This is a genomic window from Thermogemmatispora sp., from assembly GCF_042408735.1.
In the GTDB taxonomy this organism is placed as follows: Bacteria; Chloroflexota; Ktedonobacteria; order Ktedonobacterales; family Ktedonobacteraceae; genus Thermogemmatispora.
The window spans coordinates 19,062-44,658 of sequence record NZ_JBHOQV010000020.1 but is presented as its reverse complement, the minus strand read 5'-3'; the positions used below and the strand labels follow the sequence as shown (position 1 = coordinate 44,658).

14 protein-coding genes are annotated in these 25,597 nt (G+C 63.4%); 7 read left to right on the top strand and 7 right to left on the bottom strand.

Going from position 1 to position 25,597, the window contains the following annotated elements; genetic code table 11:
• Positions 1-260: 260 nt before the first annotated feature.
• Positions 261-2,606 carry a hypothetical protein gene (locus ACFMO7_RS01770; protein ID WP_376793824.1) on the top strand — a complete coding sequence of 782 codons (2,346 nt, stop codon included), beginning with the start codon at positions 261-263 and terminating at the stop codon, positions 2,604-2,606.
• A gap of 215 nt (positions 2,607-2,821) precedes the next feature.
• On the opposite strand, the gene ftsH is transcribed toward ACFMO7_RS01770, so the two are convergent.
• Complete coding sequence (gene ftsH, locus ACFMO7_RS01765; RefSeq protein ID WP_376793823.1) at positions 2,822-5,152, bottom strand: ATP-dependent zinc metalloprotease FtsH; 2,331 nt, start codon at positions 5,150-5,152, stop codon at positions 2,822-2,824.
• Positions 5,153-5,863: 711 nt separating this feature from the next.
• On the opposite strand from ftsH, the gene ACFMO7_RS01760 reads away from it, so the two are divergent.
• Together ACFMO7_RS01760 and ACFMO7_RS01755 are read left to right on the top strand one after the other, a co-directional pair.
• Entirely contained in the window at positions 5,864-6,844 is a 981-nt protein-coding gene (locus ACFMO7_RS01760) for a zinc-binding alcohol dehydrogenase family protein (RefSeq protein ID WP_376793822.1), read from the top strand.
• 381 nt (positions 6,845-7,225) lie between these two features.
• The gene (locus ACFMO7_RS01755; protein ID WP_376793821.1) at positions 7,226-9,763 is read left to right on the top strand and encodes an AAA family ATPase; all 2,538 of its coding nucleotides are present in this window, start codon (positions 7,226-7,228) and stop codon (positions 9,761-9,763) included.
• A gap of 330 nt (positions 9,764-10,093) precedes the next feature.
• On the opposite strand, the gene ACFMO7_RS01750 is transcribed toward ACFMO7_RS01755, so the two are convergent.
• Together ACFMO7_RS01750 and ACFMO7_RS01745 are read right to left on the bottom strand one after the other, a co-directional pair.
• Positions 10,094-12,409 (bottom strand): Tex family protein, encoded by a 2,316-nt coding sequence (locus ACFMO7_RS01750; protein WP_376793820.1) that lies wholly within the window; start codon positions 12,407-12,409, stop codon positions 10,094-10,096.
• A 268-nt stretch (positions 12,410-12,677) separates the two neighbouring features.
• Positions 12,678-14,264 carry a serine/threonine protein kinase gene (locus tag ACFMO7_RS01745; RefSeq protein WP_376793819.1) on the bottom strand — a complete coding sequence of 529 codons (1,587 nt, stop codon included), beginning with the start codon at positions 14,262-14,264 and terminating at the stop codon, positions 12,678-12,680.
• Between the two features lie 852 nt (positions 14,265-15,116).
• On the opposite strand from ACFMO7_RS01745, the gene ACFMO7_RS01740 reads away from it, so the two are divergent.
• From ACFMO7_RS01740 to ACFMO7_RS01730, 3 genes are all read left to right on the top strand, one after another.
• Positions 15,117-16,070 (top strand): RNA polymerase sigma factor RpoD/SigA, encoded by a 954-nt coding sequence (locus ACFMO7_RS01740; protein ID WP_376793818.1) that lies wholly within the window; start codon positions 15,117-15,119, stop codon positions 16,068-16,070.
• A gap of 672 nt (positions 16,071-16,742) precedes the next feature.
• Entirely contained in the window at positions 16,743-18,023 is a 1,281-nt protein-coding gene (locus tag ACFMO7_RS01735) for a protein kinase (protein ID WP_376793817.1), read from the top strand.
• A 144-nt stretch (positions 18,024-18,167) separates the two neighbouring features.
• Positions 18,168-18,890, top strand: a complete 723-nt coding sequence (locus tag ACFMO7_RS01730) for a cytochrome c biogenesis CcdA family protein (RefSeq protein ID WP_376793816.1) — start codon at positions 18,168-18,170, stop codon at positions 18,888-18,890.
• A gap of 361 nt (positions 18,891-19,251) precedes the next feature.
• Here ACFMO7_RS01730 and ACFMO7_RS01725 read toward each other — a convergent pair whose 3' ends face one another.
• Complete coding sequence (locus ACFMO7_RS01725) at positions 19,252-19,554, bottom strand: anti-sigma factor family protein (protein WP_376793815.1); 303 nt, start codon at positions 19,552-19,554, stop codon at positions 19,252-19,254.
• Between the two features lie 793 nt (positions 19,555-20,347).
• On the opposite strand from ACFMO7_RS01725, the gene ACFMO7_RS01720 reads away from it, so the two are divergent.
• Positions 20,348-21,127, top strand: a complete 780-nt coding sequence (locus ACFMO7_RS01720; protein ID WP_376793814.1) for a sigma-70 family RNA polymerase sigma factor — start codon at positions 20,348-20,350, stop codon at positions 21,125-21,127.
• On the opposite strand, the gene ACFMO7_RS01715 is transcribed toward ACFMO7_RS01720, so the two are convergent.
• The 3 genes from ACFMO7_RS01715 to ACFMO7_RS01705 form a co-directional block, all read right to left on the bottom strand.
• A complete protein-coding gene (locus ACFMO7_RS01715) occupies positions 21,108-21,383 on the bottom strand; it encodes a MarR family transcriptional regulator (protein WP_376793813.1) in 276 nt (91 codons plus the stop codon). The genes ACFMO7_RS01720 and ACFMO7_RS01715 overlap by 20 nt on opposite strands.
• A gap of 201 nt (positions 21,384-21,584) precedes the next feature.
• Positions 21,585-24,509 carry an ATP-binding protein gene (locus tag ACFMO7_RS01710; RefSeq protein WP_376793812.1) on the bottom strand — a complete coding sequence of 975 codons (2,925 nt, stop codon included), beginning with the start codon at positions 24,507-24,509 and terminating at the stop codon, positions 21,585-21,587.
• A 33-nt stretch (positions 24,510-24,542) separates the two neighbouring features.
• Positions 24,543-25,589, bottom strand: a complete 1,047-nt coding sequence (locus ACFMO7_RS01705; protein ID WP_376793811.1) for a polyprenyl synthetase family protein — start codon at positions 25,587-25,589, stop codon at positions 24,543-24,545.
• Positions 25,590-25,597 lie beyond the last annotated feature (8 nt).

The following is a 25,597-nucleotide window of genomic DNA, read 5'->3' as shown; positions in this document are numbered from 1 at the left end:
GCTGGCCTTCCTTTCTCCAGCAAGAAGCCCGAATAACACAAATATAGTTACTAACATTAGGATAGTAACAACAAAAAGTATAGAATGAAGGTGGGCGTTTGTCAAGGGGAGGAGCCGCCAGAGAGGGGGCTTGTCGCCGGAGGCGCGGCGGGCTATCATTGGGGAGCAGAAGAGAAGAGGTGGAGCGGGCTGATTGCTTCAGCCGCTCAGTATGAGTTCGGCCGGTATAAGTCAGTGAGAAGGAAAGGGCAGGGTACCAGATGGTTCCCCGCGATGACTTTACGCCGCATGGCTATCTCGACAATCCTTTCCACAGTTGGAAGCTGAATCCGAGCGGCGTGCTTCGCAGCCGCCCACCGCTTGGCATGGGCTGGCACGTTCCGAACCTGGGTAGCTATGTACGCAACCAGTTTCAATACAGCGCTCATCTCAATATCGGGCTGGGCTGCGAAGATGGCCTGCTGCTGATTCTGCCGGAGGATTTTCAGCGCCAGGGTTGTGCCCTCAACAGTCCCCTCCATACAAAGAATCGCTTCGCCTACAATTGTGTTGTTCCCTCACACAATCTGCTCTTCCATGCCCTCTACTTCCTGGTCGAAGAAAACGTACTTGGCTGTCTGCTCTCGCTCACGGCCACGGGCGAGCAGAAAGGGCGAGTGACTTGTTATTTCCAGCACGAGCACACGCACAATCCGTACACCAGCCGTCTGTGGGAGCATGGTCTCTACGGGCGCCGCCTCCCCGGTGGGAGCCTGGGCCAGCCAGGGCAGCTAGCAATGCTGGGCGTGGCCAGCGAAGGAGACGTCTTCATTCACGGCTGGCTGGCCATCGATGGGGGTCCTGCGCCGCAGCCGGAAGAGCCAATCTACACCTGCACCCAGGCCGAGCTGGTCGCCCACCTGCGCGGGGTCGCCGTGGCTCCTCCGACCGTCACGCAGGCCGATCCCGCGACCGGCTGGCAGGTGCGCACCTTGACCCTGCCCTGCACTGTGGAGCTGGGCGGTGAGGGCGAAGAGCGCCGTCTCTTGCTCCTGCTGGCGCGGGGCGTCTCTCTTGACGAGAGCTACCATCGCTGGCGCGAAGCTCAGGCGAATTTCCAGAGGGCTTTGGAGGAGCGCGAGCAGGAGGATGAGGCTTTTTGGAGGCGCGCCCCGCAGCTCTCGGGCGACTGGCCAGCGACCTGGCGCCGTGGCTTTGTCTACGATCAGGAGACGCTGCGCATGGTGATTCGCCGCCCCTGTGGCCTCCTGAAGGGTCCGTGGGACGGCATGCAGATCCAGGCGCCGCGCCTGGTGCTGGCGGAGGCGGCCCTGGATACCCTGGCGCTCAGCTATGCCGCGCCCGAGCTGGCAGAGGAGGTACTCCTGACCCACTTTACGCAGGCTCCTCACCCTAATCTTCCCTGCATGCGTGAGGATGGCAGCTACAATATGGTGGCCGACGATGGGCAGATCTGCGGCACAGCTCCCGAGTGGGGCTATCCACTCTACTGCTGTGATCTGCTTTTCCGGCGCAGCGGCAATCGGTCCTGGCTGCGCCGCCTCTATCCCGCCGCCGCCGCATACCTGCGCTGGTGGCTTGAGCATCGCCGCGACAGCGAGGGCTGGCTGGTCTACGCCTGCTCGTGGGAGAGCGGCCAGGACGTTTCGAGCCGCTTCGGGCCACAGCAGACCGGGGGGACGCTGATCCAGCATCTGCGCCCGGTGGACCTCCAGGCCAGTATGGCTCAGGGAGCAGCAATTATGGCTCGCTGGGCTACGATTCTGGCCCAGGCGGAAGCAGAGGACGCGGAGACCGCCCGGCTCGCCGCGACCAGCCCGGACCATACCAGCCACCTGGACTGGCAGGCCGAGGCCGCCTGGTGGCAGCGTGTCGCCGATGAGTTCACGGTCAAAACGCGGCGTATGTGGCAGTATGGTTGGTTTCGAGACTACGATTCACAGCGCCAGCAATGGTCGAGCGAGCGAGATGCCATGCATCTGGCGCCGGTCTTTTGTGGGGTAGCCGGCTGGGGCCAGAGCGAGCAGCTCCAGGAAGCGCTGCGCCAGCCTCCTACCCACAGTGGAGGCTGGGCCCCGCTGTGCTGGCCGCCAGTGGCCTTAACGGTCATCGGAGCCGCCGATCTTGCCGGCCTGCCGGAGGTGGCCGCCGAACTGGCCTGCCAGTTTATCGCCGATGGCTATCGTCACCTCGACCGTCGCCTCCTCTCGGCCGAAGAAGGGCTACCGGGGGTGACCCGCGAGTATCGCCAGGCGCGCTGGCACGGCGCCACCCCGGAGTATGTCAACGCCGGGATCGAAGGCTACGGCTGGGGTGCCTTGGGCCTGCACCTGTTCCTGCGCTACTTGCTCGGGCTGCGCGAAGAGGAAGCGGGCAGGCTAACTGTCCAGCCCATGCTACCCCAAGCCCTGCGCCGAAACGGCAGCCGTTATCACGTAGGACCAATCCAGTGGGGTCCTTTCAGCCTGCAGGCCACCTGCTCCGTACGTGCCGGTGACCAGTACCACTTTCAGCTGACGGCCAGCCAGGACGGCGCTTCAGCCAAGAGCTGGGAGTGGGAAGGGCGCTGGGGAGAGGCGCGCCTTATCCAGCTCAGTTCTTCTTGACTCTCCCCATTTCCGGCCTGGCGGGGAAGAGCGAGGTCGCCTGCGGGCTGGGCCGCTTTCCCTGTCGCCAGACAAGGCGAGGAATCGACCGCGAGCAGCGCTGCTCAGCCCAGCCAGGCGCTCTCGGCTTTTCGCCCCTTCCGCCAGGCGAATTCGGTGCGGGCCGGTCGGCCTGCCTGCGAAGACAGAGAGGGAGAAGGGCGAATGTCCCTTCCCTAGACCTCTCCCTCTTGCAAGAGGGCCTCGAATTCGGCGCGATTGAGATGCTCCCGCTCCAGCAGGGCCGTCGCCAAGCGGTGCAGCTGATCACAATGCGTGCTCAGGATCGAGCGAGCCAGCTCTCGGCCTTCGCTCAGAATCCGCTGCACCTCGGCGTCGATGAGGGCCGCCAGAGAAGTACTGACCATCCCAAAGCCGCGACCGAAGCCCGTCCCAGCCCGCAGGGCAGCCGTCGGAGACTGAGCCGGCAGCAGGTGAGTGCCGGTCGGGACAGGTCCCAGCGGCGGAGCTTTCAGGGCCAGGGCAGCTCCCGCCGCTCTCGAGGAGGCGGTTGAGAGCGCCGGACTGACCTCCTCAGGGCCATAATCGGCGAAGATCACCCCTACCTGCTCGCTCATCCCCCAGCGGGTCACCATGCGGCGCGCCAGATCGGTCACAACCTGCAGATCGTTCTCAGCGCCGGTCGTCACGCGCTGGGGACCGAAGATTAACTCCTCAGCCACCCTGCCACCAAGGCCGACAGCGATGCGCGCCATCAGGCGCTCGCGGCTATAGTTATAGCGATCTTCTTCGGCCACAAACTGCGTTACTCCCAGGCTCTGGCCCCGCGGCAGAATGGTCACGCAGTTGACACGGTCCGCCTCAGGCAAATGGTAGGCAACCAGGGCATGGCCGCCCTCGTGATAGGCGATTATCCGCCGCTCATGCTCGCTCAGCACCAGGGGGCGAAGAATACCAAGCTGGACCCGCGCCAGGGCCTCCTCAAAGCAGGCCTGGGTCACTGTCTCCAGATCACGCCGAGCGGCGATCAGGGCCGCCTCGTTCACCAAATTGGCCAGATCGGCCCCGCTCATACCCGTCGTCAGCCGGGCCAGTCGCTCCAGATCGACATCCTCATGCAGCGGAGTCTGACGAGTATGGACCGCCAGAATGGCCTGCCGGCCCGCCCGATCGGGCAGAGAGACAGCAATCGTACGATCAAAGCGCCCAGGGCGCAGCAAGGCCCGATCCAGGATATCGACGCGATTGGTCGCCGCCAAGACAATCACCGCTTCGCGCTCGTTGAAGCCGTCCAGCTCCACCAGCAGCTGATTGAGGGTCTGATCGCGCTCCTCGTTGCTGAAGACGCGCGCTCCGCGCTTGCGACCGACCGCATCGATCTCATCGATAAAGATCACGCACGGGGCCGCTTTGCGGGCCTCAGCGAAGAGGTCGCGCACACGACTGGCCCCAACGCCGACGAACATCTCAACGAATTCCGAGGCGCTGATGCTGAAGAAGGGGACACCAGCCTCGCCGGCAACCGCCTTTGCCAGCAGAGTCTTGCCCGTGCCCGGCGGCCCCACCAGCAAGGCACCTCGCGGAATACGCGCCCCCAGGCGCTTGAAGCGCTCCGGCGAGCGCAGGAACTCGACGATCTCCTCCAGCTCGGAACGCACCTCATCGATGCCAGCCACGTCGGCGAAGGTCACAGGCGGAGCCGTCTTTACCCGCGCCTGCCCCATCCGTCCCGCGAGGCCGCCGCTCCCTCCACCGCCGACTTCGGCCGGCGAGCCGCCGCTTTTGGCGGGGGCCTCCGTCCTGCGCTCCGAGGCGCCCGGCTGCTTCTCGAAGCGACGGGCCCGGCTTCTTCCCATGCGAGCAATCCGCTCGTCAAGAGCGCGCAGCGGGCGCGGGTTGCGCAGGGAAAAGGCCGTCAGGGTCAGGATGAGGCCAATCACCACGACAGGGAGCAGGTGCCAGAGCAGCTGCAGCCACAGAGGATTCGAGGCCGGGGGTAACGTTGTCACAAAAACATGTTTTTCACTCAAAAGAGGCATAAGCTGCGGATCTCCCTCGGCGGGCAGGCGCGTATAGATCTGGCGGGCCGGATCGAAGGTCTGCGCCTGCGACTGTGAGCTGGCCCAGCCCGAATAGCTGGCATTGGCGCTGATGGAGCGACTCCAGGCTCTGATCTCGGTGGCCAGCGTCTGCGAGGAAGGTGGCTGCCCGGCGGGCGTTGAAGAAGAGGCCAGCAGGCCGTACATCGAGCGATCCTGCAGCACCACCGCCAGAACTCTGCCCGCCCTGACCTGGTTGACAAAGGCGCTGTAGCTGAGCGCTGTCACGCCGCTCGGTGCCGTGCTTGTCGGCGGCGGCTGCAGCTGACTGACCAGCCCAAAGAGTAGCCCGATCAAGGTCAACACGAGGATGCCTGTCACCAGCCCGCTACGCCGCGCCTGTATCCATGACAGCCATTTGAGCCGATTGCTTTTCCTACTCCTCACACCATTGCGTCGCCATGCCCGTTGCCACCAGCGTGCATGGCGACCACCCTTTTCTTCCATTCCTTCACCTCACCTGAGAAAGGCCCGCAAGCAATCCAAAAAAGGAATTTCTTGCATAAGATGCTCGCAGCCTCCCGTGTCCTTCATAGTTCATTGCATGTCTGCCAATGTTTCAATTGTAATGTTATGCCCTTTTCTTCCTGCCATAAGCACGATGCAGGGAAGAGGCCAAAGCGTCCAGGAGATGAAGACCGTATGAGTGCTCTCGCCCTATGTCGGACACGTGAAGATTGTACTGCTTCCTGTTGCCTTCCCCAGAGAGGAGGTGGAACTTTAGTACTTTCTTCTTAGCGAATATTATAGCAAATTGTTTCTCTCCTTGCTATTATGAACCAAATTATCCCTCCCTGTGGCCCTGGGTTCGCTTGGGTCCTATCGTGCACCAGCCAGCCTGGCTCGGCCGTTAGCGTCGCCTGCCTGGCCAGGGTCCTTCACCAGGAGCCAGGAGGCCGGGGATACCCCGCTCTCTCTGTTTTTAGTTATAAACGGGCCGACAAGCTCTCTCTGGTGGCTGACCAGTCTCTGCCTGGCCCATTGAGGGGAGTGGCCCCTCGCCTGGCTGCAGTCCGACGGCCTTGCTCTGTTTGCCTCTGGCGCAGCGTCTCTTTAGCATAGGATACAATGAGAGGCGCTATGCTCTCAGACGCGACCCGTCTCGCTCGGGATGACGGGAGCGTAGCATGCCAGCAAAGACAAGGAGATCACTGGACCATGAAAGCGATCCGCATTTATGAAACTGGCGGACCGGAGGTCATGCGCCTGGAAGAGATTGAGAGACCGCAGCCGCGACGAGGTGAGGTGCTGATCAGGGTCGCGGCAGCCGGAGTCAATTATGCCGATCTGGCTCAGCGTCAGGGCACCTATCTGACGCGCACCCGGACGCCGATGACGCTCGGCTTTGAGGTGGCGGGGACGGTCGAGGAGCTGGGCGAGGGTGTCAGCGCGCCTGCTCCGGGCACGCGCGTGGCCGCCTTCGCCACCGGCGGCTATGCCGAATATGCCACCGCCAGGGCTGAGACCGTGTTCCCGATCCCGGACACCCTCGACTTTGTGCGGGCCGCTGCTCTGCCCGTCCAGGGCGTGACGGCCTACCAGCTTTTGCACGACTCAGCCCGCCTGCAGAGCGGTGAGAGCGTGCTGGTGCACGCCGCCGCCGGAGGGGTTGGCACCTTCGCCGTCCAGCTCGCTCGCCTGCTGGGGGCCGGTCAAGTCATCGGTACGGCCAGCAGCGAGACCAAGCTGGAGTATATCCGGCGCCTGGGAGCCGATCAGGCGATCAACTACAATCTGCCAGACTGGGCAGAGCAGGTCAGGCAGGCCACCAATGGGCGCGGCGTCGATATCCTGCTTGAGATGGTCGGTGGCACAATCGCGGAGCAGAGCCTGCGCTGTCTGGCCCCCTTTGGTCGCATGGTGGTCTATGGGGCCGCCAGCGGAGAGATCACCCAGTTCAGCGGGATCCAGCTGATGTACAAGAACCAGGCTATCATCGGTTACTGGCTCAGCGCCTGGCTCAGCCGTCCCCAGCAGGTTGCTTTCGCTATGCAGGAGCTGAGCCGCTACCTGGCCGCTGGCCAGCTAGCGGTTTTCGTTGGCCAGACCTTCCCGCTCGAAGAGGCTGCCGATGCCCACCGTGCTATTGCAGAGCGCCGCACAACTGGGAAAGTCGTATTGACAGTAGGACCTCTGTAACCTCTCAGCGAATCCTTCATACGGAGGAACGCTTTTCGCCCAATAAAAGACCGGCCCTGGCCTCGGAGGTCTTCTTCCCCGTCCTCCACCAGGGCCGCTCGGGCCACTCTTTGCAACACTGGGGCCTGCCAGGCGTTTCTACTAATGGCAGCCTGAGCGGCTCACGTCGATGGGCAGCCCCGGCCCAGTCGGGAGGAAGCCGGCCGGCAGCCCCCATCTGGAGCGGGCCAGCCCCAGCCCATTCACCAGGGGAGTCTGGCAGACACAGGCAGGACCGGCCGGCCTCCCTTTTGGCCAGGCCGCGAGGGTAGTCGGAGAGGGAGGCTCGACCAGGCTCGCCATCCATCTCATCACGCGGAAGCAGGAACAGAGGTCTAGAGGATGGACGCCTTCCAGTTCGGTCAATGGTTCAGCAAGCGGCGGCGTCTCTGCGGCTGGCACAGCCAGCGGGCCTTGATTGAGACGATCCGGCAGGACCCGGCTTTGCGCACTCTTGGTATCTCCGAGGACTTTCTGGCGCGACTGGAGGCCGGTCATCTCCACTATCCCTTCCGCGGTAAGACCAGGCAGCGTGTTCTCGCTCTGGCCACCCTCCTCTGTCGCACGCCGCGCGATGTGCAGCTCTATCAGCGGGCAGCCGGCCTGTACGACCTCAGTCCCCAGGAAACCGAGCTGCTCTCTACTCTCAGCGAGCAACTGGGCACGCCTTCCTCGCCTGGGCTGGTTTTGTTGCCTCCGCGCCCCACCCGCTTGCTCGGTCGCAGCCATGAGCTTCACCACCTGCTGCACGCCTTGCGCGAAGAGGGACCTGGCATCTACATTATCAGCGGCATGCCTGGCGTTGGCAAGAGCGCCCTGGCCGCCGAGCTGGCCCATCTGCTGGCCACCGACGCCAATCGTTATCGGCGCTGCTTTCCCGACGGCATTGTGGCCCTCAGCGCGCGCGGCTGCCAGGGTTTGTCGGGCCTCTGCACGCTGCTGCAGCGTCTGCTCGCCCTGCTGAACATGCGACAGCTCCAGTCTGAGGAAGCGAGTGGGGAGCTGGCACCGCAGGCAACGCCTCCGACAAGCCAGGTTCCCTGCTCTGAGGCGGAGATGAGCGCTTTGCTGGATCAGGTGCGGACCAGGCTGGCCGGCAAACGCACCCTGCTGCTGTTGGATGACCTGGATTCGCCCTTTCCTCTGCGCCAGGCCGCCGAGGTCCTGCTGACCTACAGCAGCCAGCAGGGGGACTGCCAGAGCGAGGGCTGTGGCTATCTGACGGGCAGCAGCATGCTGGTGATCAGCCGCATCGTCCCGCCAGCGACCGCTTTGCCTACTCGCCATTACCATCTAGAGCCACTGGCGCCGGCGGACGCCCTGGCCCTCTTTCTGACTCTCCTTGATCGCCGCGCAGGAACCCTAAGCAGCGGCGAGTTGCGGGCAGCAGAGCGCATCTGTGAGGCCGTTGGCGGCCTTCCGCGGGCTATCGAGCTGGCCGCCACCGCGGTCGGTGCGGGCATCTCCTGCGAGCTGCTGGCTGAGCGTCTCACACAGCAGCCGCTCGATGGGTTGCTGGATAGCGAGGGAGAGCTGCGTCGCTTGCTCTCTGAGGCTCTGGCGACCCTTCCGCAGGAGACAAGAGACTTCCTGCTCCAACTGGCCCCCTTGCTGAGCAGGCCTTTTAGTCTGGTCGAGGCGGCTGACTGGCAGCAGCGTTGCGCGAGTGGCCTCCAGTCCGGCCAGATCCTCAGCGCCGAGCCTGCCAGCCCAGCGCAGCGCCCGTTGGCCAGCACCGCTGCCCATCTGGCACGCCTGGTCCGTAGCTCCCTGCTCGATCTTCGTCCCGAGGCAGAAAGGGCGGAGGGCGAAGAGGAAGGTACCAGCCTCTGCGAGCGGCGTTATCGTGTTCATCCCTTGCTACGCGCTTACGTTCAAGAAGAGCAGCAGCGCCGACAGATGGCCTTGCTGGCCTTTGCCTCAGAGCAGCAATACGACATTCCCGCCCTTAAAGGGCGCCAATCCGAGCTTCTCCTGACACTCGCCCAGGCATACCTGAGCGGCCAAGACGAACTCTTTCTCCAGCTCCTGCAGTCCCTGCTTGGTCTGCTGGCCCATCTGCCTCTGAGCGAGAGCGAGCCACTTCTGCTGCGAGGTATCGAGGTGGGCCAGCGCCATGCCGCTCTGTTTCCTCTCGCCAGCTTTTTGCAACGCCTCGGCGCGCTTCACTTCTATCACGGCCATTTCCAGCAGGCCCGTGAGCGCTTCGAGGAGAGCCTCCAAGTGGGGCAGCAAGCGCTTCAACAGAGGGAGACGCTGCCCGACCTCAAGCAAGGCGGCCATCCCCGCAGCCTTCTTGCGCGCTCCTGGTTCTATCTGGCGGTCCTGGCCAGCAGCGAGGGAGATCTGGCACTGGCTCAGCGCTATATCAATATCTTTCTCCGCATTTGTCAGGAATGTGGCGATCTGCGCGGAGCCATCGAAGCGCTCAAACTGCAGGGGCGCTATGCTTATCGCCAGAGCCGCCTGCAAGAAGCCAGGCAGGCCCTGCGCCACGCTGAGCATCTTCTGACCTCTCAGGAGCACCTGCTGACGCTCCCCTATGACCGGGCGCTGCGCCTGGAGATTCAGCTTCTGCTCTGCCACATTCAAGGCGAGCAGGTCCGGGCGCGGACCACGCTCGAGGCCCTCATCGCGCTGGCCAGCGACTATCTTGACCCCTACTTTGTGCCCGCGCTTGTCCTCGACGAGGCAGACTTTGCCCGACGGCAAGGCGCCTGGGAAGAGGCCCACCTTTATGCTTTGCGGGCCATCCGCGAGGCCGACCGCCTCGGGGCCAGCTTTCTGTATCAGAAGGGTCTGGCCCTCCTCGAGGGTCTCACCGGCCAGGAACCACGGCTGGCCGCCAGACCGACGCGCCCGCTCCAGCAGGGTGACTGAAGCCCCCAGCCCAGGCCCGCTACGGGAAAAGCCAAAACGAAGGCGGCTGCTAAGGAGCCTGGCCCTCGCTGGTGCCTGCGAAGGGTTGCGCTCCTCAGCAGCCGACTCCGAGTCCTACTATAGGCTATGCGGGCGCGGCCTGCAGCAGAAAAGCGGCCCGCGAGCGCGGAAAAAGCGCGTAATCTGCCTGCTTCCATGCCTACCCAGATCTGCCTCTCTGGCCCATCGATGAGCAAGAACCGAGGCGCGGAAGAGGCTTTTGGGCGGCCAGGGCGGAGATGGGTCTCGCCGCACGGCACGGACCGACATGGAGGCAGCCCCGTGAGCGGGCTAGTGGGCGCTGGCGCGCAGCCCGCGCATGCTGAGCTGGATCTGTTCGCGCTGCAGGTCAACGGCCAGCACGCGCACCTGTACCACCTGTCCGACGGCCACCACGGCCAACGGATCGCGCACGTAGCGGTCCGCCAGCTCTGAGATGTGGACAAGGCCATCGCGCTTGACGCCGATATCCACGAAGGCCCCAAAATCGACCACGTTGCGCACTGTCCCCTGGAGCACCATGCCCGGCTTGAGGTCTTCCAGCTTCAGGACATCGTGGCGCAGAATGGGAGGGGGCAGCTCGTCGCGCGGATCGAGGCCCGGCTTTTCCAGGTTCTCTAAAATATCAAGCAAAGTGGGCAGTCCCACACCGATCTTGCGGGCGATCTCGGCCCAGGCGGCTTGCTCCCCATCCAACCCTTCCTCCTGGCCATGTCGCCGCCGCCCCCGGCCCAGCGTGCTTTGAAGCCTGACCAGGCGTCGGAATTGGGCCACGCGCTCCGCCGGCCTGAGGGCCCCATCGGTCCCCGCGGGCAGCATGGCCAGCAAGGCGCGGGCTGCCTGATAGCTTTCGGGATGGATGAAGGTGTTATCCAGCATCTCGACGCCGTTGGAGATTTTGAGGAAGCCAGCGGCCTGGGTAAAGGTGGCCGGTCCCAGACCGGGCACCTTCAGCAGCTCCTCACGCGAGCGGAACGGGCCGTGCTCCTCGCGGTACCTGACAATCGCAGCGGCGACACGGCTGTTAATACCAGCCACATGCCTGAGCAAGGCTGCCGAGGCCGAATTGAGGTCGACGCCGGCGAAGTTGACGCAGGAGACCACCACGCGCTCCAGCATCTCGGCCAGGGCTTTCTGGTCAACGTCGTGCTGATAGAGGCCGACGCCCAGGGCGCGCGGATCGATCTTGACCAGCTCCGCCAGGGGGTCCTGGAGGCGACGGGCGATCGAAATCGTGCCGCGCTGGGTAGCATCCAGAGTTGGAAATTCCTGGCGCGCGATCTCGGAAGCGGAATAGACCGAGGCGCCCGCCTCATTGACGATCACGTAGCCGATCTCGCCGCGGCGGCCTGTCTCTTCCTCCAACTGGCGAATCAGGCCCGCTACCAACTGCTCTGTCTCGCGCGAGGCCGTGCCGTTGCCGATGGCGATAACCTTGAGGTCGTACTCGGCGATCAGGCGGCGCAGCGTCTGCCTGGCCTTCTCCTCTTGATGCAGATAGATCGTATCCGAGGTGAGATATTTACCGGTCTCATCGACAACGGCCAGCTTGCAGCCAGTGCGATAGCCGGGGTCAATGCCCAGCACTTTGTGACCACGCAGTGGGGGCTGGAGCAACAGATGGCGCAGATTCGCCGCAAAGATACCGATGGCGTGCTCTTCGGCCTTGCGTGTTAGCTCGACGCGCACCTCGCGCTCCATGGCAGGAGCCAGGAGACGCTTGTAGCCATCCTCGATGGCCTGAGCGAGCTGGGCGGCAAAGGGCGAGGTCTCCTTGATGGGATAGTAGGCCGTGATGGCGGGCCGCGCCTGCTCGTAGTCGAGCGTCACGCTGACGCGCAGAACCTCCTCGCGCTCGGCGCGATTGAGGGCCAGCACGCGATGAGGAACCATGCGTTCCACGTTTTCGTGAAAATCGTAGTAGATGCGGTAGGTCCCTTTGGGATCTTTCTCGGCGAGCGCCTCGGGATCGACAGGGCGGGCGCTGACCGTGGCATGTTGGAAGAAGAGGGCGCGGACGGCGCCGCGGACATTGGCATCCTCGGCCACGATCTCGGCCACAATATCGCGTGCGCCCGCATAGGCTTCCAGAGCTGTCTCGACCCCCTTCTCGGCAGAGAGCAGGGGCTGAGCCTGCTCCTCCAGCACCGTGGCCGGGTCGCCTGGCAGCTCAGGCTGCTGCAGAATCAGCTCCGCCAGGGGGAGCAGCCCTTTCTCGCGAGCCACGCTGGCACGCGTCTTGCGCTTTGGCCGGTAGGGGAGGTAGAGGTCTTCCACCTCTTGCAGGGTGCGGGCCGCCATGATGGCCGCCTCCAGCTCTGGCGTGAGCTTGCCCTGAGCGGCGATCAAACGGCGAACATCGGCCTTGCGCTCGAAGAGAGCCCGCAGAGCTGCGGCTCGATCGGCAATGGCCTGGATCTGGACCTCATCGAGGCTGCCTGTGACTTCCTTGCGATAGCGGGCGATAAAGGGGATAGTGTTGCCTTCATCGAGCAAGGTGAGCGTGCGCGCGATCTGCTCGCTGGAGAGCTGCAGCTCGGTGCTGAGCAGACGCGCCAGCTCGGAAAGAGGAAGGATCTCCTCGTCTGCGCTCTGTGTCTGTGTCATACTTGCATCATTCACATTCACCTGAGTACGTGCCACCTTCTGTCTCTGCTCGTGTTGGTCTGATCAGGTTGGGTTGGGCCAGCTCAGGCGGAAGCAACCCGCGCCTATGATACCATAGCTGGGGCGCCGGGCCAGCCTCACCAGGCCCTTTGTCCGGGTCCGGCCCGAGCGACCCACCCCAGGCGCCATCAGCTCACTCCCTTCCTCTCCCCATCCATTCTCTCATCCTTTCCATCCGCCGCGCTGCCTCTCCCCTTCCCCTATCCTCTCAGCCACTTCCGCGGGTCCAGCTACTGAGAAAGGCTCGCCTTCCAAGCAGACCCCCCAACCAGCCGAGGAGCATCGCCAGCAAGAGGCCACCTCCCAGGTAGAGCAGAGGACCGGGCACCCTGGAGCCAGCTCCCAGCGAAGGGAACGAGAAGAGCCAGGGAGCCACCTGGTGGACAATGCGCGTCAGCTCGCGACCGATCTGGACTGGTATTCCCTGCTGGCCGGCCTGCTGCAGCGTCGCCTGAAGGCGCTGGGCTACCAGGACCAGCAAGCCGCAGCTAAAGACGAGCCAGAAGATGACCGTGCTGCAAATACCGGCCCAGAAGCCGGCTCGTGCCCCTCGCAGCGAGCTGCCGCCGCGGCGTGTCGCCATAAAGCCGGCCAGCAGATAGCACAGCCAGCCCAGAGCGAGCGCCAACCAGAGCGCTTCCGGCGTCCGCAGCAGAAGAACCAGCAAGGCCGAGCCAACCCCCTGCAGCAGTCCCCACAGGCAGCCCTGGCCAAAAGGACTGGGCAGCGGACGCAGCGCCCGCGGCGCCATCATGGCGGCCTGCGCTCCCTGGCCAGGTAGGGAGGAAGGCGCCGGCTGCCGTCGGGCTCTGCCGGGCGTGGGAGCCGCGGGAGGGTAAGCATAGGGGCCAGCCCCCGGCAGCGGCGCCCCCTTGATGACTACCGCCGGCCCAGCTCCGGGCCGCCCCGCTGATCCCGATCCCGATCCGACCAACGGCCCCCCTACGACACGCACCGTCGGATCAGCATGGCCCGAGAAAAAGCCCCTTCCCTGGAGAGCCTCGGCAAACTCGCGCATCGAGCGATAACGCCCCTCCGGGTTGAGAGCCAGGCCCCTCAGCAGGGCCTGCTCGACCTGCGGCGAGATCTGCGGGTTAAGCACACGCGGCGGCTGCAGCGTCTCGCGCAAACTGCGGCTGATGGCCGAAGGAGGCTTGGTGGCCGTCAGCAGATAATACATCGTGGCCGCCAGCGCATAAATGTCTGATTGGGGCGTCGTTGTGCCCGTATACTGCTCCAGCGGACTGAAGCCCTCGGTCACAGCCTTGATCATCGTCTGGCTGGCGCTGGCCGGATCATAGAGCTTGGTGACGCCGAAATCTACCAGAACGGCGTAGCCCTCGACCGTCAAAATGATGTTGGCCGGCTTGATATCGCGATGGACCACCGCCGGCGTGCGGCTATGCAGTTCCTGCAGCACCTGCATAATGGGCAGGAACCAGGTAAGCACCTCCTGCTCGCGGCAGGGGGAGCCACGGGCCTGCATCAGTTGGAGCAGGTTCTGACCCTCGATGAGCTGCATCACCAGATAGAAGCGGCCCCCCTCCTCGAAGGCATCATAGACCTGCGGAAGATGCTTGCTTCTAATAGTAAAAAGGATGCCCGCCTCCATCAGCGCCTGGCGTCGCGCCGCCGGGGTCACGTCGTAGGTCTCTTTAATAGCGCAAGGACGGTCGCCCTCGCTGGTATCGATACCGCGATAGACCGAGCCGAAGCCGCCGCGGTTAATGAGGCCATCGATAATATAGTGGCCTCCGACGACCGTTCCAGATTTCAAAGGCAGGGGAAAAGTCATCTCGCGGTCCTTCTCCTGGGCAACACGCGGTAGCAGATCATCGAGAGAAGCGGCGCAGGTCGCTGGCCTGTTTGTTTGCCTGTCTGTTTGTCTATCTGTCTGCCTGCCTGCTATCCCGTTGCGCGTTGCCTCGCCCAGCAAGGACGGTCCCCGGAACGAGCCGGAGCGTCCTGCTGGCAACTTCAGATTCCCCATTCTATTGTACACCAGCAAGCGCAGAGTGGAGACCAGAAGTCGAGGCGAGCAGGAGCATCGGGCAAAGGCAGCCTTTCATCCTCTATCCTCCCTGCTTGTCTGCCTGCTGATCTGCTGGTCTGGGACCAGCTTCCCGGGAAGCTCTGGCCCTCCTCAGCCATGGGCAGTCAGGACAGCGCCCTCGCCTTTCCCTTCTCATTCGCTCTTCGAGAGACGGCATTTCCTCCGCGCCGCGCTCGTGCTATACTGGAGAGAATAACGCACCAAGGAGCGATGTTATAAATAGACAGAGATTGCAAGCAAGGGTCCGGCTTGCAATCGTGTGTCAGTATGGTACAATGAGGCCATGCTCAACCGCTCTGGCGGGAGAGAGGGCCTGCTCCGGGGCTGGGCCGGAAGGGAAAAGCGGGTCGGCGCCAGGGTCCAGGCCGAGAGACGTGCAGCGAGGGAGCCAGGGAGACGAGAGGGAGCAGGCGAACAGTTCGCCAGATGCGGTGAGTATCCGTACAATAAGAACAGAGTATAGAGAGTTGCAGCCCGTTTACTTCCTTTCCTGGAGGAAGGGACTGTCTGTCACTCTTGCGGCGATCCAGCAGGCCGACCACAAGAGAGGATTATACCGCTCCCTGCCCCGGGTAGGGAGAGAAGAGCAGGTACTTGGAACGAAAAGTGATGTTCGACGCCGATAAGCCGACCGAGCCAGAACGCGAACTCGTACCAGAGCCGGAGCCGGAACCGGAACCGGAGCCAGAGCAGGATGAGGAGGCCGATCTGACCTCGCTGGCGCAGAGCGATAGCCTGCGCCTCTACCTCCGAGAGATCTCGCGCATCCCCCTGCTCACCCCAGCGCGCGAAGCCGAGCTGGCCGAACGCGCTGAACAGGGAGACAGCGATGCACGCAACCAGCTCATCATGGCCAACCTTCGCCTGGTGGTCAGCATCGCTAAGAAGTACGTAGGCCAAGGGCTCTCCCTGGAGGACCTGATTGGCGAGGGCAACATCGGCCTTATTCGCGCTGTCACAAAGTTCGACTACAAGAAGGGCTTCCGTTTCTCGACGTACGCCACCTGGTGGATTAAGCAGGCGATCACACGGGCGATCCTGGAGGGCACGCGCGTGGTCCGCCTTCCGGTCTACATCATGGAGGAGGTCATGCGCGTCAAGCGCATCATGCGCCAGCTCTACCAGGAGATGGGAAGGGAGCCTTCGCCCGAGAGTATCGGTGAGCGGCTCGGCATGAGTCCTGAGCGCGTCAACGAGCTCCTGATCTGGGCAGAAAAGGTCTTCTCGCTGGATGCGCCTCTCTCCGATGAGGAGGAGAACACGCTGGGCGATATCATCGAGGATGCTCGCGAGCGGGGACCGATGGAGGTCACCAATCAGCAGCTGCTGCGTGAGGAGATCCGCAAGGTCCTTAACCAGCTCACGACTCGCGAGCGCCAGGTGATCGAGCTGCGCTTCGGCCTCATCGACGACCACGACCACACGCTCGAAGAGGTGGGCCGTAAGCTGAAAGTCACACGCGAGCGCGTCCGCCAAATCGAGGAGCGAGCGATCCGCAAGCTGCGCCACCCGCAGGCCAGTCGCTACCTGAAGGACTACCTTGACTGAGTGCGGTGGCGCTGGCGAGAGCGCGGCAGGCTCCAGGCCAGGAGATAGCTCACAGCGAGGCCGGCCAACCGGCAAACAGGTCGGCTCACGACTCGGCTGCCAGCCACCGGCCCGCCCCATCCTTCTTCTCCCTGCTAAGCTAACAGGCGCTGCCCAGGGCGGGACAGGCGGGAGTACCCGCGCCCAGCATCGTGTCCAGGCATGATGCCCCTGTCCTGCCCCTGTCCTCTCTCCCGCGCCCACGTCCTCGCAGTCCCACCGCCGAACCACCCCATGAGACAAGAAGAACGATGCTTAAATAGAAACAATTCTGCTGTTACACAACCAAACAGTGAAGACATGACTTTTGGGGCAGCTTCGCGCCTCCCTGTAGATGCTCCCCCGTTGAAGAACGTAAATAATTACGTCGCTACCACCGCCATGTTATCATGGAGAAAGCAGGGAAGTGCGCCCGGCTGCTCTATCAGGCGACGAGCGCACCTCCCTGGGATGGTAAGACGGCCTCTTCCTCCCCGGCCTGGCCACGGCCCTGCCCGCTGGCTGCAGCAGGCTGACGAGCGGCGGGAGGAGGAAGGCCGGTCATTGCAGGAACGCAGAAATGGAGGGGGCACTGGCCTTCCAGTCCTTGCCTGAGAGGGCATCGCACGGAAGGGAGCCGGTGCGTTCACGCACATGAATGAACTGGCAGGACAGAGTCTGGGTGGCTACCTGTTGGAAGAAGAAATAGGGCGTGGTTCGATGGGGATGGTGTACCGCGGCAAGCAATTCGCCCTTGGCCGCGATGTCGCCATTAAGATTCTGCCTCATGCCCTGGCTAAAGACACGTCATACGTGGCGCGCTTTATTCGCGAGGCCCGCATCATCGCCGGACTGAACCATCCCAATATCGTTCAGATCTACGACGCTGGTGAGCAAAAGGGCGTTCTCTATTTTGTGATGGAGTACGTCCAGGGCCCTACCCTGGGGAGCCTGCTGCGCCTGGATGGCCAGATTCCCCAGCACCTGGCCGCTGAGTACGCAGCCCAGATCGCCGACGCGCTCGATTGCGCCTACAGCGAGCGCAACGTGATTCACCGCGACATCAAGCCAGAGAACTTGATGCTCGATCGCTGGGGAAAGATTAAGGTCATGGATTTTGGTCTGGCGCGCGCGCCGGGGCTACAGCGCATCACGGTGGCTCGGACCCTGGTCGGCAGCATCTACTACGCCTCACCAGAGCAGATCTGGGGTCAGCCGCTGGATAACCGCAGCGATATTTACGCGCTTGGCGTGGTCCTCTACGAGATGGTGACGGGACAGCGTCCGTTCAACGGGCGAACGTTGCCGGAGGTGACACAGGCCATCACCAGCGGCCAGCTTCGCCCACCCTCGTGGTTGAACCCCCAGCTAGCCCCGGGCCTGGAGCAGATTATCCTGAAAGCCCTGGCCCGCGATCGGACGCTGCGCTATGAGCAGGCGCGCCACATGGCTCAAGAGCTGCGTGCGCTCAATCTGCGCGCGGAGGAGCCTCCCGCTCCCACGAATGGGGGACCGCTCTCGCCGCTGCCCCCCACTAATCCACGGGCCTTCGCGGTGCAGCCACCGCGCCGACCGCGCCTGGCAGAGCAGCGCCCCTCGTTCAACGAGTGGCGGGCCCAGCGCTCCGCGGCTCAGCTGCCAACAGCCCAGTTCCCGTCTGAGCCTTCCCCTGGACGCCACGGCCCAGCGGGACCGGCTGGCCCAGGCTACGCCCCGCTGCTGGAGGGATCCCAGGGACCAGGCACCCTCATGAAGGCAGGTCCCGCTTCCGAAACAGGAGGAGGAGCGAGTGAAACTACTCTGGCGCCCGAGGATCAGCTAGACAAGGGTGGCCTCTGGCAGCAGCTCCAGCGCTTGCTCGGGCGCTCAGGCAGAGGCGAGCAGGAGCCAGGTCCTGCCCTGCCGCCCGGCGACGGCTATGCCCACGGCGGCTAGTTCCGCCCGCCTCGCTTCGCCAGCTCGGCGGAGGTCGCCTTGCAGGGATAGCCAATCTTCGCTATACTACGAGCGACCGCTTGAGGATCGCCCGCGGATCTTATCCAGGCTTAGTGCTTCGTTGCTTGAGGAGAAGACGCTTTTATGGGTTCGCAAGTGAGCATCGGTGTTGCTTTTCTGGCGGGACTGGCCTCTTTTCTCTCGCCCTGCGTCCTGCCACTGGTGCCTATCTACCTGGCGCAACTGGTGGGTGAGAGCGTTTACCAGTCCAGCCGCGAAGGCGCCAGCCTGACGGCACGCCTGACCACCTTCTTCCATGCCGCGCTCTTCGTCCTGGGCTTTACCTGCGCCTTCGTCGCCCTCGGCGCGACGGCCAGCACCCTCGGCTCCTTCCTGCGCGCCAATCAGCTCCTGCTGCGCGAGATCGGCGGCGTTCTACTCGTTATCATCGGTCTTCATCTCACGGGTTTGTTTCAGCTTCCGCTGCTCTCGCGTCAGAAACGTTTTGAGTTTCACCCGGCGCGCCCTGGTCCGCTGGCCTCGTTCGTCATCGGGCTGGTCTTTGCCATCGGCTGGACCCCCTGCGTCGGCCTGATTCTGGGTAGCATTCTCGGCCTGGCCGCCAACGCGGCGACGCTGCGGGAAGGCGTCTTGCTACTGCTGAGCTACTCTCTGGGGCTGGGGCTGCCCTTCCTGCTGCTCGGACTGGGCCTGAACCAGGTCAGTGCGGCCCTCAAGCTCCTCAAGCCGCACCTGGGCAAGATCGAGGTGGCCACGGGCCTCATTATGGCGCTGGCCGGGCTGGCGATCTTTTTCAACTTGCTGCCTGCCCTCAACCACTACTTTAACTGGGGTCTGAGCCTCTGAGCCTGGCCAGAGCGGCCACCCACCGATCGATCTGGTCGGCTACTGGGGCAAGGTTTCAAGCCGGTGAGGAGACAGCTAGCTGCCTTTTCCCCAACAGCCAGGGCAGGGAGGGAGCGCCAATGTCTCCGCGCCGGCTTGCTTTCCTGAAACAGGGACCAGGCTCTCACAGAGCGCGCTGGTCAGGCGGAAGAAGAGTTAACAAGAAAAAGAAGACTGGACCAGCGCAGGCGGGCAGACAGACGAGACAGAGAAACAGAGAGACCAGAAGGCAGGGGAACAGCACTCTGCTGCTGTCTGCGGGGATCATAGCCTGGCTCGCCCGTAACTGGGACCAGCGAGCCGGGCCAACCAGCCAGTCTGCTCACTCGACAAACTCTTCCAGAGCGATATCCGCTCTCAGCTCCATCTCAAGCTCGGGATCAAGTTCCAGTGGCTCACCGGGGGGCGTCTGAGCAATGCGCATCACAGCTTCGCGCAGATGAGCAGGGGCACGTTCAATCCTACAGCGTTCATGAATCAGCCTTCTGAGACGCTCATCAAAGCGAAAGCGGCTCTCACACTGCGAGCAGCGAGCCAGATGCTGCTGGACCGTGATAATCTCCTCGGCGCTGAGTTCCCGGTCGATATACAGATGGAGACGAGCTATCGCTTCAACGCAATTCATGGTTGTTCACTCGCTCTCTCTCCTGAAGTATCAAGGCTGGTTTTCTTATCTGTTCATTTTAACAGAGGGCAGGGTGATTTTCATTCCCCGGAGAAAGCTTCCTTGTCCTGCCCTGGTCGGCTTCCTGCAAGTTCGGGCCAGAGCGAGTCGGCTGGCGCACGGGCCAGCCCAGGCGGCGCTCCAGCCAATGGCCAGCCCCTTTCCCTTAACTTAAACGGTTGACCACGCTCTCCTTTTCTGGTATGTTGTCCACAGGAAGTGGAGAAAAATACAGGCTCGAGTCCGGGCCAGGGGCTGGTTTCCGTGAGGGGCTTCCTGAGAGCCAGAACTGGATGCGGGAACTTAGACGGCTCAGAGCCTTGTCCTCTCATCCGCAGTCTGTAGTAGGGGACCTTGGCAACGAGGATCGGCGGCAGGCAGGCAGGCAGGCAGGCTTCCCCGCCTCCTTGCTTGATGCGAAAGGACTGGCTTGAAGAGCGCTCTATCGGCTATACTAAAAACAGCCTATTGTCTAGTGAGGTATCGAATGCTGCGCTCCCGTGCAGAGGGGTGCCTCCGACAGGCAGGTTCTGCTGAAAGCGAAAGCCCTGACAGAGCTGGCACCGCAATCAAGGTAACCACCGCTTACGCACCGCAGAAGTGCACGGAGCCGCCTCCTAGGATAGAGCATCAGCGACGGCCTGCCATGCTGTTGCAGGCCGACTCTGCTCCTTTCCCTGTTGCAAACTCCATCGCAGCAGCGAGACAAGGCAACAGTGGTCGTCCGGTTGAGAGAGGATAGAGGGAGATTTGCATGTCCGAACAGCCTATCACTTCTGTCAATACTCCAGTGAATACCGGAAGCGATGCAGCTGGGAAGAGGCCAGCGCTCCCCCGAGAGGATTTCACGGCAGGCGTCTTGGCTCAGCTTGACAGCCTCTATCGTACGGCGCTACGGATGACCAATAATCCCCAGGAGGCCGAAGACCTGGTCCAGGAGACCATGCTCAAAGCCTTCCGCTTCGCCCATACCTACCATCCCGGCACCAACCTGCGGGCCTGGCTGTTCCGCATTTTGAACACGACAGCCATCAATCACTACCGGCGCCAGTCAACCCATCCGGCGACCGCCTCGCTGCCCGAGGGAGAAGAGTTCTACCTGTACAACCGCATCAAGGACCTGGCCGGCAACGAGGTCACCGCTGGCGCAGAGGATGAAGTCCTGCAGCGCTACCTCGACGAGGACGTCTACAACGCGCTGATGGAGCTACCTCCCAATTTCCGCATGCCAGTCATCCTGGCCGATATCGAGGGCCTTTCTTACAAGGAGATCGCCGAGGCTCTGCAGATCCCTATCGGCACGGTCATGAGCCGCATCTCGCGCGCGCGCCGCCAGTTGCAGAAATCGCTCTGGCGCTACGCGCAGGAGCGCGGCTATCTGAAAGGAACGCCCACCACAGCGGTCGCTGAGGCCGCCGGGAACCAGGCCAGGACCGCCAGCGCCGAGCCTGCCCAAGCGGCCCCCCCTGAGTCGGCTCCAGCCCCAGCGCCAGAGTCAGCCCCGCCGGAGCAGGCTACGGACGCTCATCCGTAGCTTCCGCCTGCAGTAAGGCCCGAGCCGCCCGCGTGATGGTGATATCTGCGCAGCGTCGGTCGAGCATATTGGCGGCCCGGGTGATCAACCCCTTGCGCTCCAGACGGGCCAGAACCTTGGTGGCCGCCGCCGAACTGACTCCCAGCAGGGCGGCTACCTCGCTAACCGACCAGTGATCGCGCTGAGCCAGACAGGTCAGCACCTCCAGCTGACGCGGCGTGATCGCATAAGAAGCTGCTCGGCGTAGTGTATTCATGAGGATCGTGCTCCCTCTACGAGTAACAGCAAGACTTCATCTTAAGGCAACAGGCGAGTGGGGGCTGCCCACAGGCTCCTTCTTCATAAGAGACGCTGGAGCGCAGCTATTCAGGTACAGCTTTCAATGAGGATCCAGCTACAGCTCCCGAGCCGCCCCGAGCCACCTTCGGCCAGTCCTTTTCAGCAGACTCCCTTCCGCTCAGCGGGCCAGCTCACGACGCACGCTGCGCGGCGCCTCCCGTCTGGGGGTTGGCGTCGTGACATGCTGGAGGGTGAAAGAAAAGGTGCTGCCCTCTCCCGGCACCCCGCTGCTCTCTACCCAAATCCTCCCCCCCATGGCCCGGACAAGCTGCTCGCTGATGTAGAGTCCAAGACCAGCCCCTCGCACCGGACTGTTCATATCGCGGTCAAGACGGACAAAGCGCTCAAAGAGATGCTTCTGGGCCTCACGCGGCACCCCCAGACCATAGTCGCGCACCGAGACAGTGACCCAGCGCTCCTCGACCAGACAAAGGATCTCGACATCTGTACCAGGAGGGGAATACTTGAGGGCGTTGCTGAGGAGATTGAGCAGGATCTGGCGCAGGCGCAGCTCATCGGCCAGCACATAGACGCCCACCGGCACATAGATGCGCAGGGCATGCCGCTCGCGCTTGCTCAGCGCATCGAGAATCTCAACGACATGCTCAACCGACCTGCGCAGCTCGACGGCCTCCAGCTTCAGGCGCTCCGCATCCATATGCACCCGACTGGCATCCATAATGTTGCTTACCAGGAGGACCAGCTCGTCGCAGCTCCGATGCGCGCGAGCAATAAAGTCGTCTCGCATCTCAGGAGACAGGTGCGTGTGATACTCTTTTAACAACTCGATATAGCCGAGCACCGCCGTCAGCGGGGTCCGTAGCTCGTGAGAGGCGGTCATAATGAACTGATCTTTGAGGCGATCGAGTTCTTTCTGCTGTTCATAGGCAGCGCGCAGCTCCAAAGTGATTTTGGCATTCTCCAGCATGGTAGCGCACTGAGAAGAGAACATCTCGAGCATATGCTTCTCTTCACAGGAGAAGACATGAGCGCGCGCGTAGGTCAGCACCAGAACCCCAAGGCGGCGATGAGCGCGTCTCAGCGGGAGCCAGGCGAAGGGGAAAGCGGGAGTTTCAGGTAAGCAGGGAGGAATATGAGGAGAGAGAGCGTGGTCGCGGGTCAGTCCTGGCCCCAGATCGCCGCCCTCGTAGAACCAGGGGCGCCAGTCCTCTTCCTGCAGCGAGCTAAGCTGCTGGGCGGGCGAGAGCGGCGGCCCACCCGGCAGATAAGCCACGCGCCGCAGACAGTCCTCCTGCTCATCGTAGAGCCAGACCTCTGCCCCTGCCGAGCCAGCGCGCGCAGCCACCTCCGCGTAGTTGACTGCCACATCCTCAATCGTCTCGATGGCGCTCACCGGCAGAGCATTGACGCTATAGAGCGCATTGAGCATCGCCGCATGGCGACTGGCTCGCGCCGAGAGGCGGGCAGTCTCCAGCAGCGGTGTAAAGCGGGCCAGCATCAGCTCGATGGCCTCGAAGTCGGGGCCAGCATAAGGCTGATGATCCCCACGTTCCCCCAGGACCAGGACGCCGATCAGACGCCCCTGAGCGCGCACAGGAACCAGCAAGGGGTCCAGTTCCTGATGAGCGACCGCGACCTGGAGATAGCGCGCCAGACCAACGGGACTGCGCGCAAAAGAGTGTCGCAGCTCGCTGAGCCGCAGAGGGAAGCGCGCCTGAGTCAGGCGCTCAACCAGAGGAGGACTCAGGGTTAGCCAGCGCTCACCGGCCAGCACCTCCTCCGGCTCCATCGGCAAGAGCCAGCGCAGCAAACGCAGGCGGGCCTCCTCGCCCGGCTCCGCGTAGGAGAGCGACGGGCAGAGGCGATAGTAGCCACTCTCATCGTCGAGCACGAAAAGACAGACCTCGCGCGTCTCAAAAACATTCACCGCCGCCGCGCTCAGCAACTGGGCGACCTCATCGAGGGTGGCCCCCTCGCTCTCCAAAGGGTGCGGGGTCTCCAACAGGCGCCGATAATGACATAGCTCGCTGAAGAAGAGGCGCTCCGTCAGCAGATGGGCCAGCCACCAGGTCACGGGAGCCAGCACGGCCATGAGCGCTACCGTCAGCAGGGTTCGGGCCGGCAGATCTGGCATAGGCAGGATCAGGCAGAGAACCGCCACCGAGTAGGCCAGCATTCCCAGACAGACCAGGCCCACGACCCAGGCCACGACGCGCCGGATATAGCGGTCCAATACCAGGATCTGGTAGCGCAAGATCGAGTAACCCAGCAGCGGCGGCAGAAGGGCCAGCGGGAGCGTGCTAAAGCGAGGATCGACGCGCAGCGGGATATGCAACCACCACGGCAAGACATTCAGGAGCAGAAAAGGCGCAAAGGCCAGAATGACGGCCCCCATAAAGAGGCGACGCTGCTGCTGCTCGCGCAGCGTCGCTGTGCGCCGGTAGAGATTGGCGATCGAGGTCAGTATCCCTGTCAGAGTCAAAAGGTAGTAAGTATAGTCGACAAAATTGAGCCAGGCCAGGCGCGGGCTGGTGCCCCAATCGTAGAAGGCCAGATGACAGGTGACGAGCAGGCTCAAGAGGACCACCAGCCCGAGATAGGCCGGAGCCAGCAAAGAGAGCAGGAGCAGACGCAACAGGTGTCCAAATGAACTGCAAGCCAGAGCCGAGGTGTTTAGAGAGACCGGGGGAGCCAGGGTATTCTGAGGGAAGAGGAGGAGCAGAGTCGTAAAGAGGAGCAGCGAGAGAGCGCTGCTCACGCCGCCAATGACCGAGAGCAGCATGTCGCCGGCGGCGGCCCCGGTCTGCACCAGGAAGGTGACCATCATGCAGGCACAGAAGCAGAGCAGGAGCAGGGCCACCCCACGGCGATAGGCGTAGAGCCAGACCAGGGCCCCGACCGCCCAGAAGAGGAGGGCCGCCAGGGCCGAGCCACCGAACTGCAGCAACGCATAGGGGAGATAGACAGTACGCGAGAAAAAGACCCAGGCGTCACCCCCCAGGAGGGAGACATAGGCCAGGGCCAGGAGCAGGATCGCCACCAGACGCCCGACTCTCGGAAACGAGCGTGTTGTCCTCGTCATAGACTCCCTCTTGAATAGCTGAGATCCTTTCAATCATAACCCGAGCAGCCGATGTAGAGCGGGCGGAAGAGGCCAGCATGCCTCAATAGCCTGCAGACAGAGGCGAGCACGCTCACGGTAGAGCAGGCAGATGCTCCAGGCGGCGGTGATAGCCTCGGCAAGGCAGGCGGAGAGAGCGCTACTCACAGGGGCGCCCTGCTGCAAGGCCAGCAGCTCGTCGGGTGAGCAGCCACCCGAGGAGGCAGCGAGTACCAGCGGGAGCGTCTTTTTGCCGCGGCGGAGATCGGACTTTGGCCGGGCGAGAGCTGGGGGGCGAGCCAGCGCGGCGTGCAGATCGTGACAATCATTATCGAGCTGGCCCGCAACTCCCAACAGCTCTCCCAGGCGCGCGAACAGCTCGCAGAGGGAGGGAGAAGCTCCGGCCACCAGGGCGCCGAGACGACAGGCCAGGCGCATGAGCGAGCCGGCCTTGGCCGCGGCCAGGGCCAGACACTCCTCGCGCCGGTAGGCGCTGAGCGGCAGGGCCTCGGCCAGCAGGTCGCTCTGCTGGCCGGCCAGACAGCTCAAACTGGCCGCTTGCAGCTCCGCCAGGAGGATGAGCGGGCCGGCAGCGGGCGGCCTGGCCTCCGCCTCTACCATCAGAATAGCCTGCTGAGCCAGAGCCTGCAGGGCGGCAGCCACGTTAATGGCTCGGGCCGCCCCCACGGCCTGCAGCAGCAGCGTCTGGTCATCATCGGCCAGATCGTCGAAGATATCGATGGCACAGACCAAACATTCGACGGCCAAAGCCGCCCCAGCGGCGTAGTCCGCCGACCCGGCAGGGTCCAGCGCGCGCGCGATCGAAAAGGTGAGCAAGGGCCACCTTCCCGCCCACGGCTCCCTCTCCCCCGCCGATCGGGCCAAGACCGCCTCCCGCCAGGCGAGGAGCTTGCCTTCCTGGCGCAGAGCCAGGGCGACATCCTCGCGCAACGGCGCCGGCACCGCCGCCAGCAGCCGCTCCAGCCACCCGCACAGGAAGGCCAGCCCCTCAGTAAAAGCCTCTTCTCCGGTCTCAGCTTCAGCCCGCCTGTCCTCGCTCATGCTACCTG

Excerpts from the sequence above, each read along its gene's own strand:
- ACFMO7_RS01770 (WP_376793824.1), top strand. The coding sequence starts at position 261 with ATGGTTCCCCGCGATGACTTTACGCCGCATGGCTATCTCGACAATCCT.
- ftsH (WP_376793823.1), bottom strand. The coding sequence starts at position 5,152 with ATGGAAGAAAAGGGTGGTCGCCATGCACGCTGGTGGCAACGGGCATGG.
- ACFMO7_RS01760 (WP_376793822.1), top strand. The coding sequence starts at position 5,864 with ATGAAAGCGATCCGCATTTATGAAACTGGCGGACCGGAGGTCATGCGC.
- ACFMO7_RS01755 (WP_376793821.1), top strand. The coding sequence starts at position 7,226 with ATGGACGCCTTCCAGTTCGGTCAATGGTTCAGCAAGCGGCGGCGTCTC.
- ACFMO7_RS01750 (WP_376793820.1), bottom strand. The coding sequence starts at position 12,409 with ATGACACAGACACAGAGCGCAGACGAGGAGATCCTTCCTCTTTCCGAG.
- ACFMO7_RS01745 (WP_376793819.1), bottom strand. The coding sequence starts at position 14,264 with ATGACTTTTCCCCTGCCTTTGAAATCTGGAACGGTCGTCGGAGGCCAC.
- ACFMO7_RS01735 (WP_376793817.1), top strand. The coding sequence starts at position 16,743 with ATGAATGAACTGGCAGGACAGAGTCTGGGTGGCTACCTGTTGGAAGAA.
- ACFMO7_RS01730 (WP_376793816.1), top strand. The coding sequence starts at position 18,168 with ATGGGTTCGCAAGTGAGCATCGGTGTTGCTTTTCTGGCGGGACTGGCC.
- ACFMO7_RS01725 (WP_376793815.1), bottom strand. The coding sequence starts at position 19,554 with ATGAATTGCGTTGAAGCGATAGCTCGTCTCCATCTGTATATCGACCGG.
- ACFMO7_RS01720 (WP_376793814.1), top strand. The coding sequence starts at position 20,348 with ATGTCCGAACAGCCTATCACTTCTGTCAATACTCCAGTGAATACCGGA.
- ACFMO7_RS01715 (WP_376793813.1), bottom strand. The coding sequence starts at position 21,383 with ATGAATACACTACGCCGAGCAGCTTCTTATGCGATCACGCCGCGTCAG.
- ACFMO7_RS01710 (WP_376793812.1), bottom strand. The coding sequence starts at position 24,509 with ATGACGAGGACAACACGCTCGTTTCCGAGAGTCGGGCGTCTGGTGGCG.
- ACFMO7_RS01705 (WP_376793811.1), bottom strand. The coding sequence starts at position 25,589 with ATGAGCGAGGACAGGCGGGCTGAAGCTGAGACCGGAGAAGAGGCTTTT.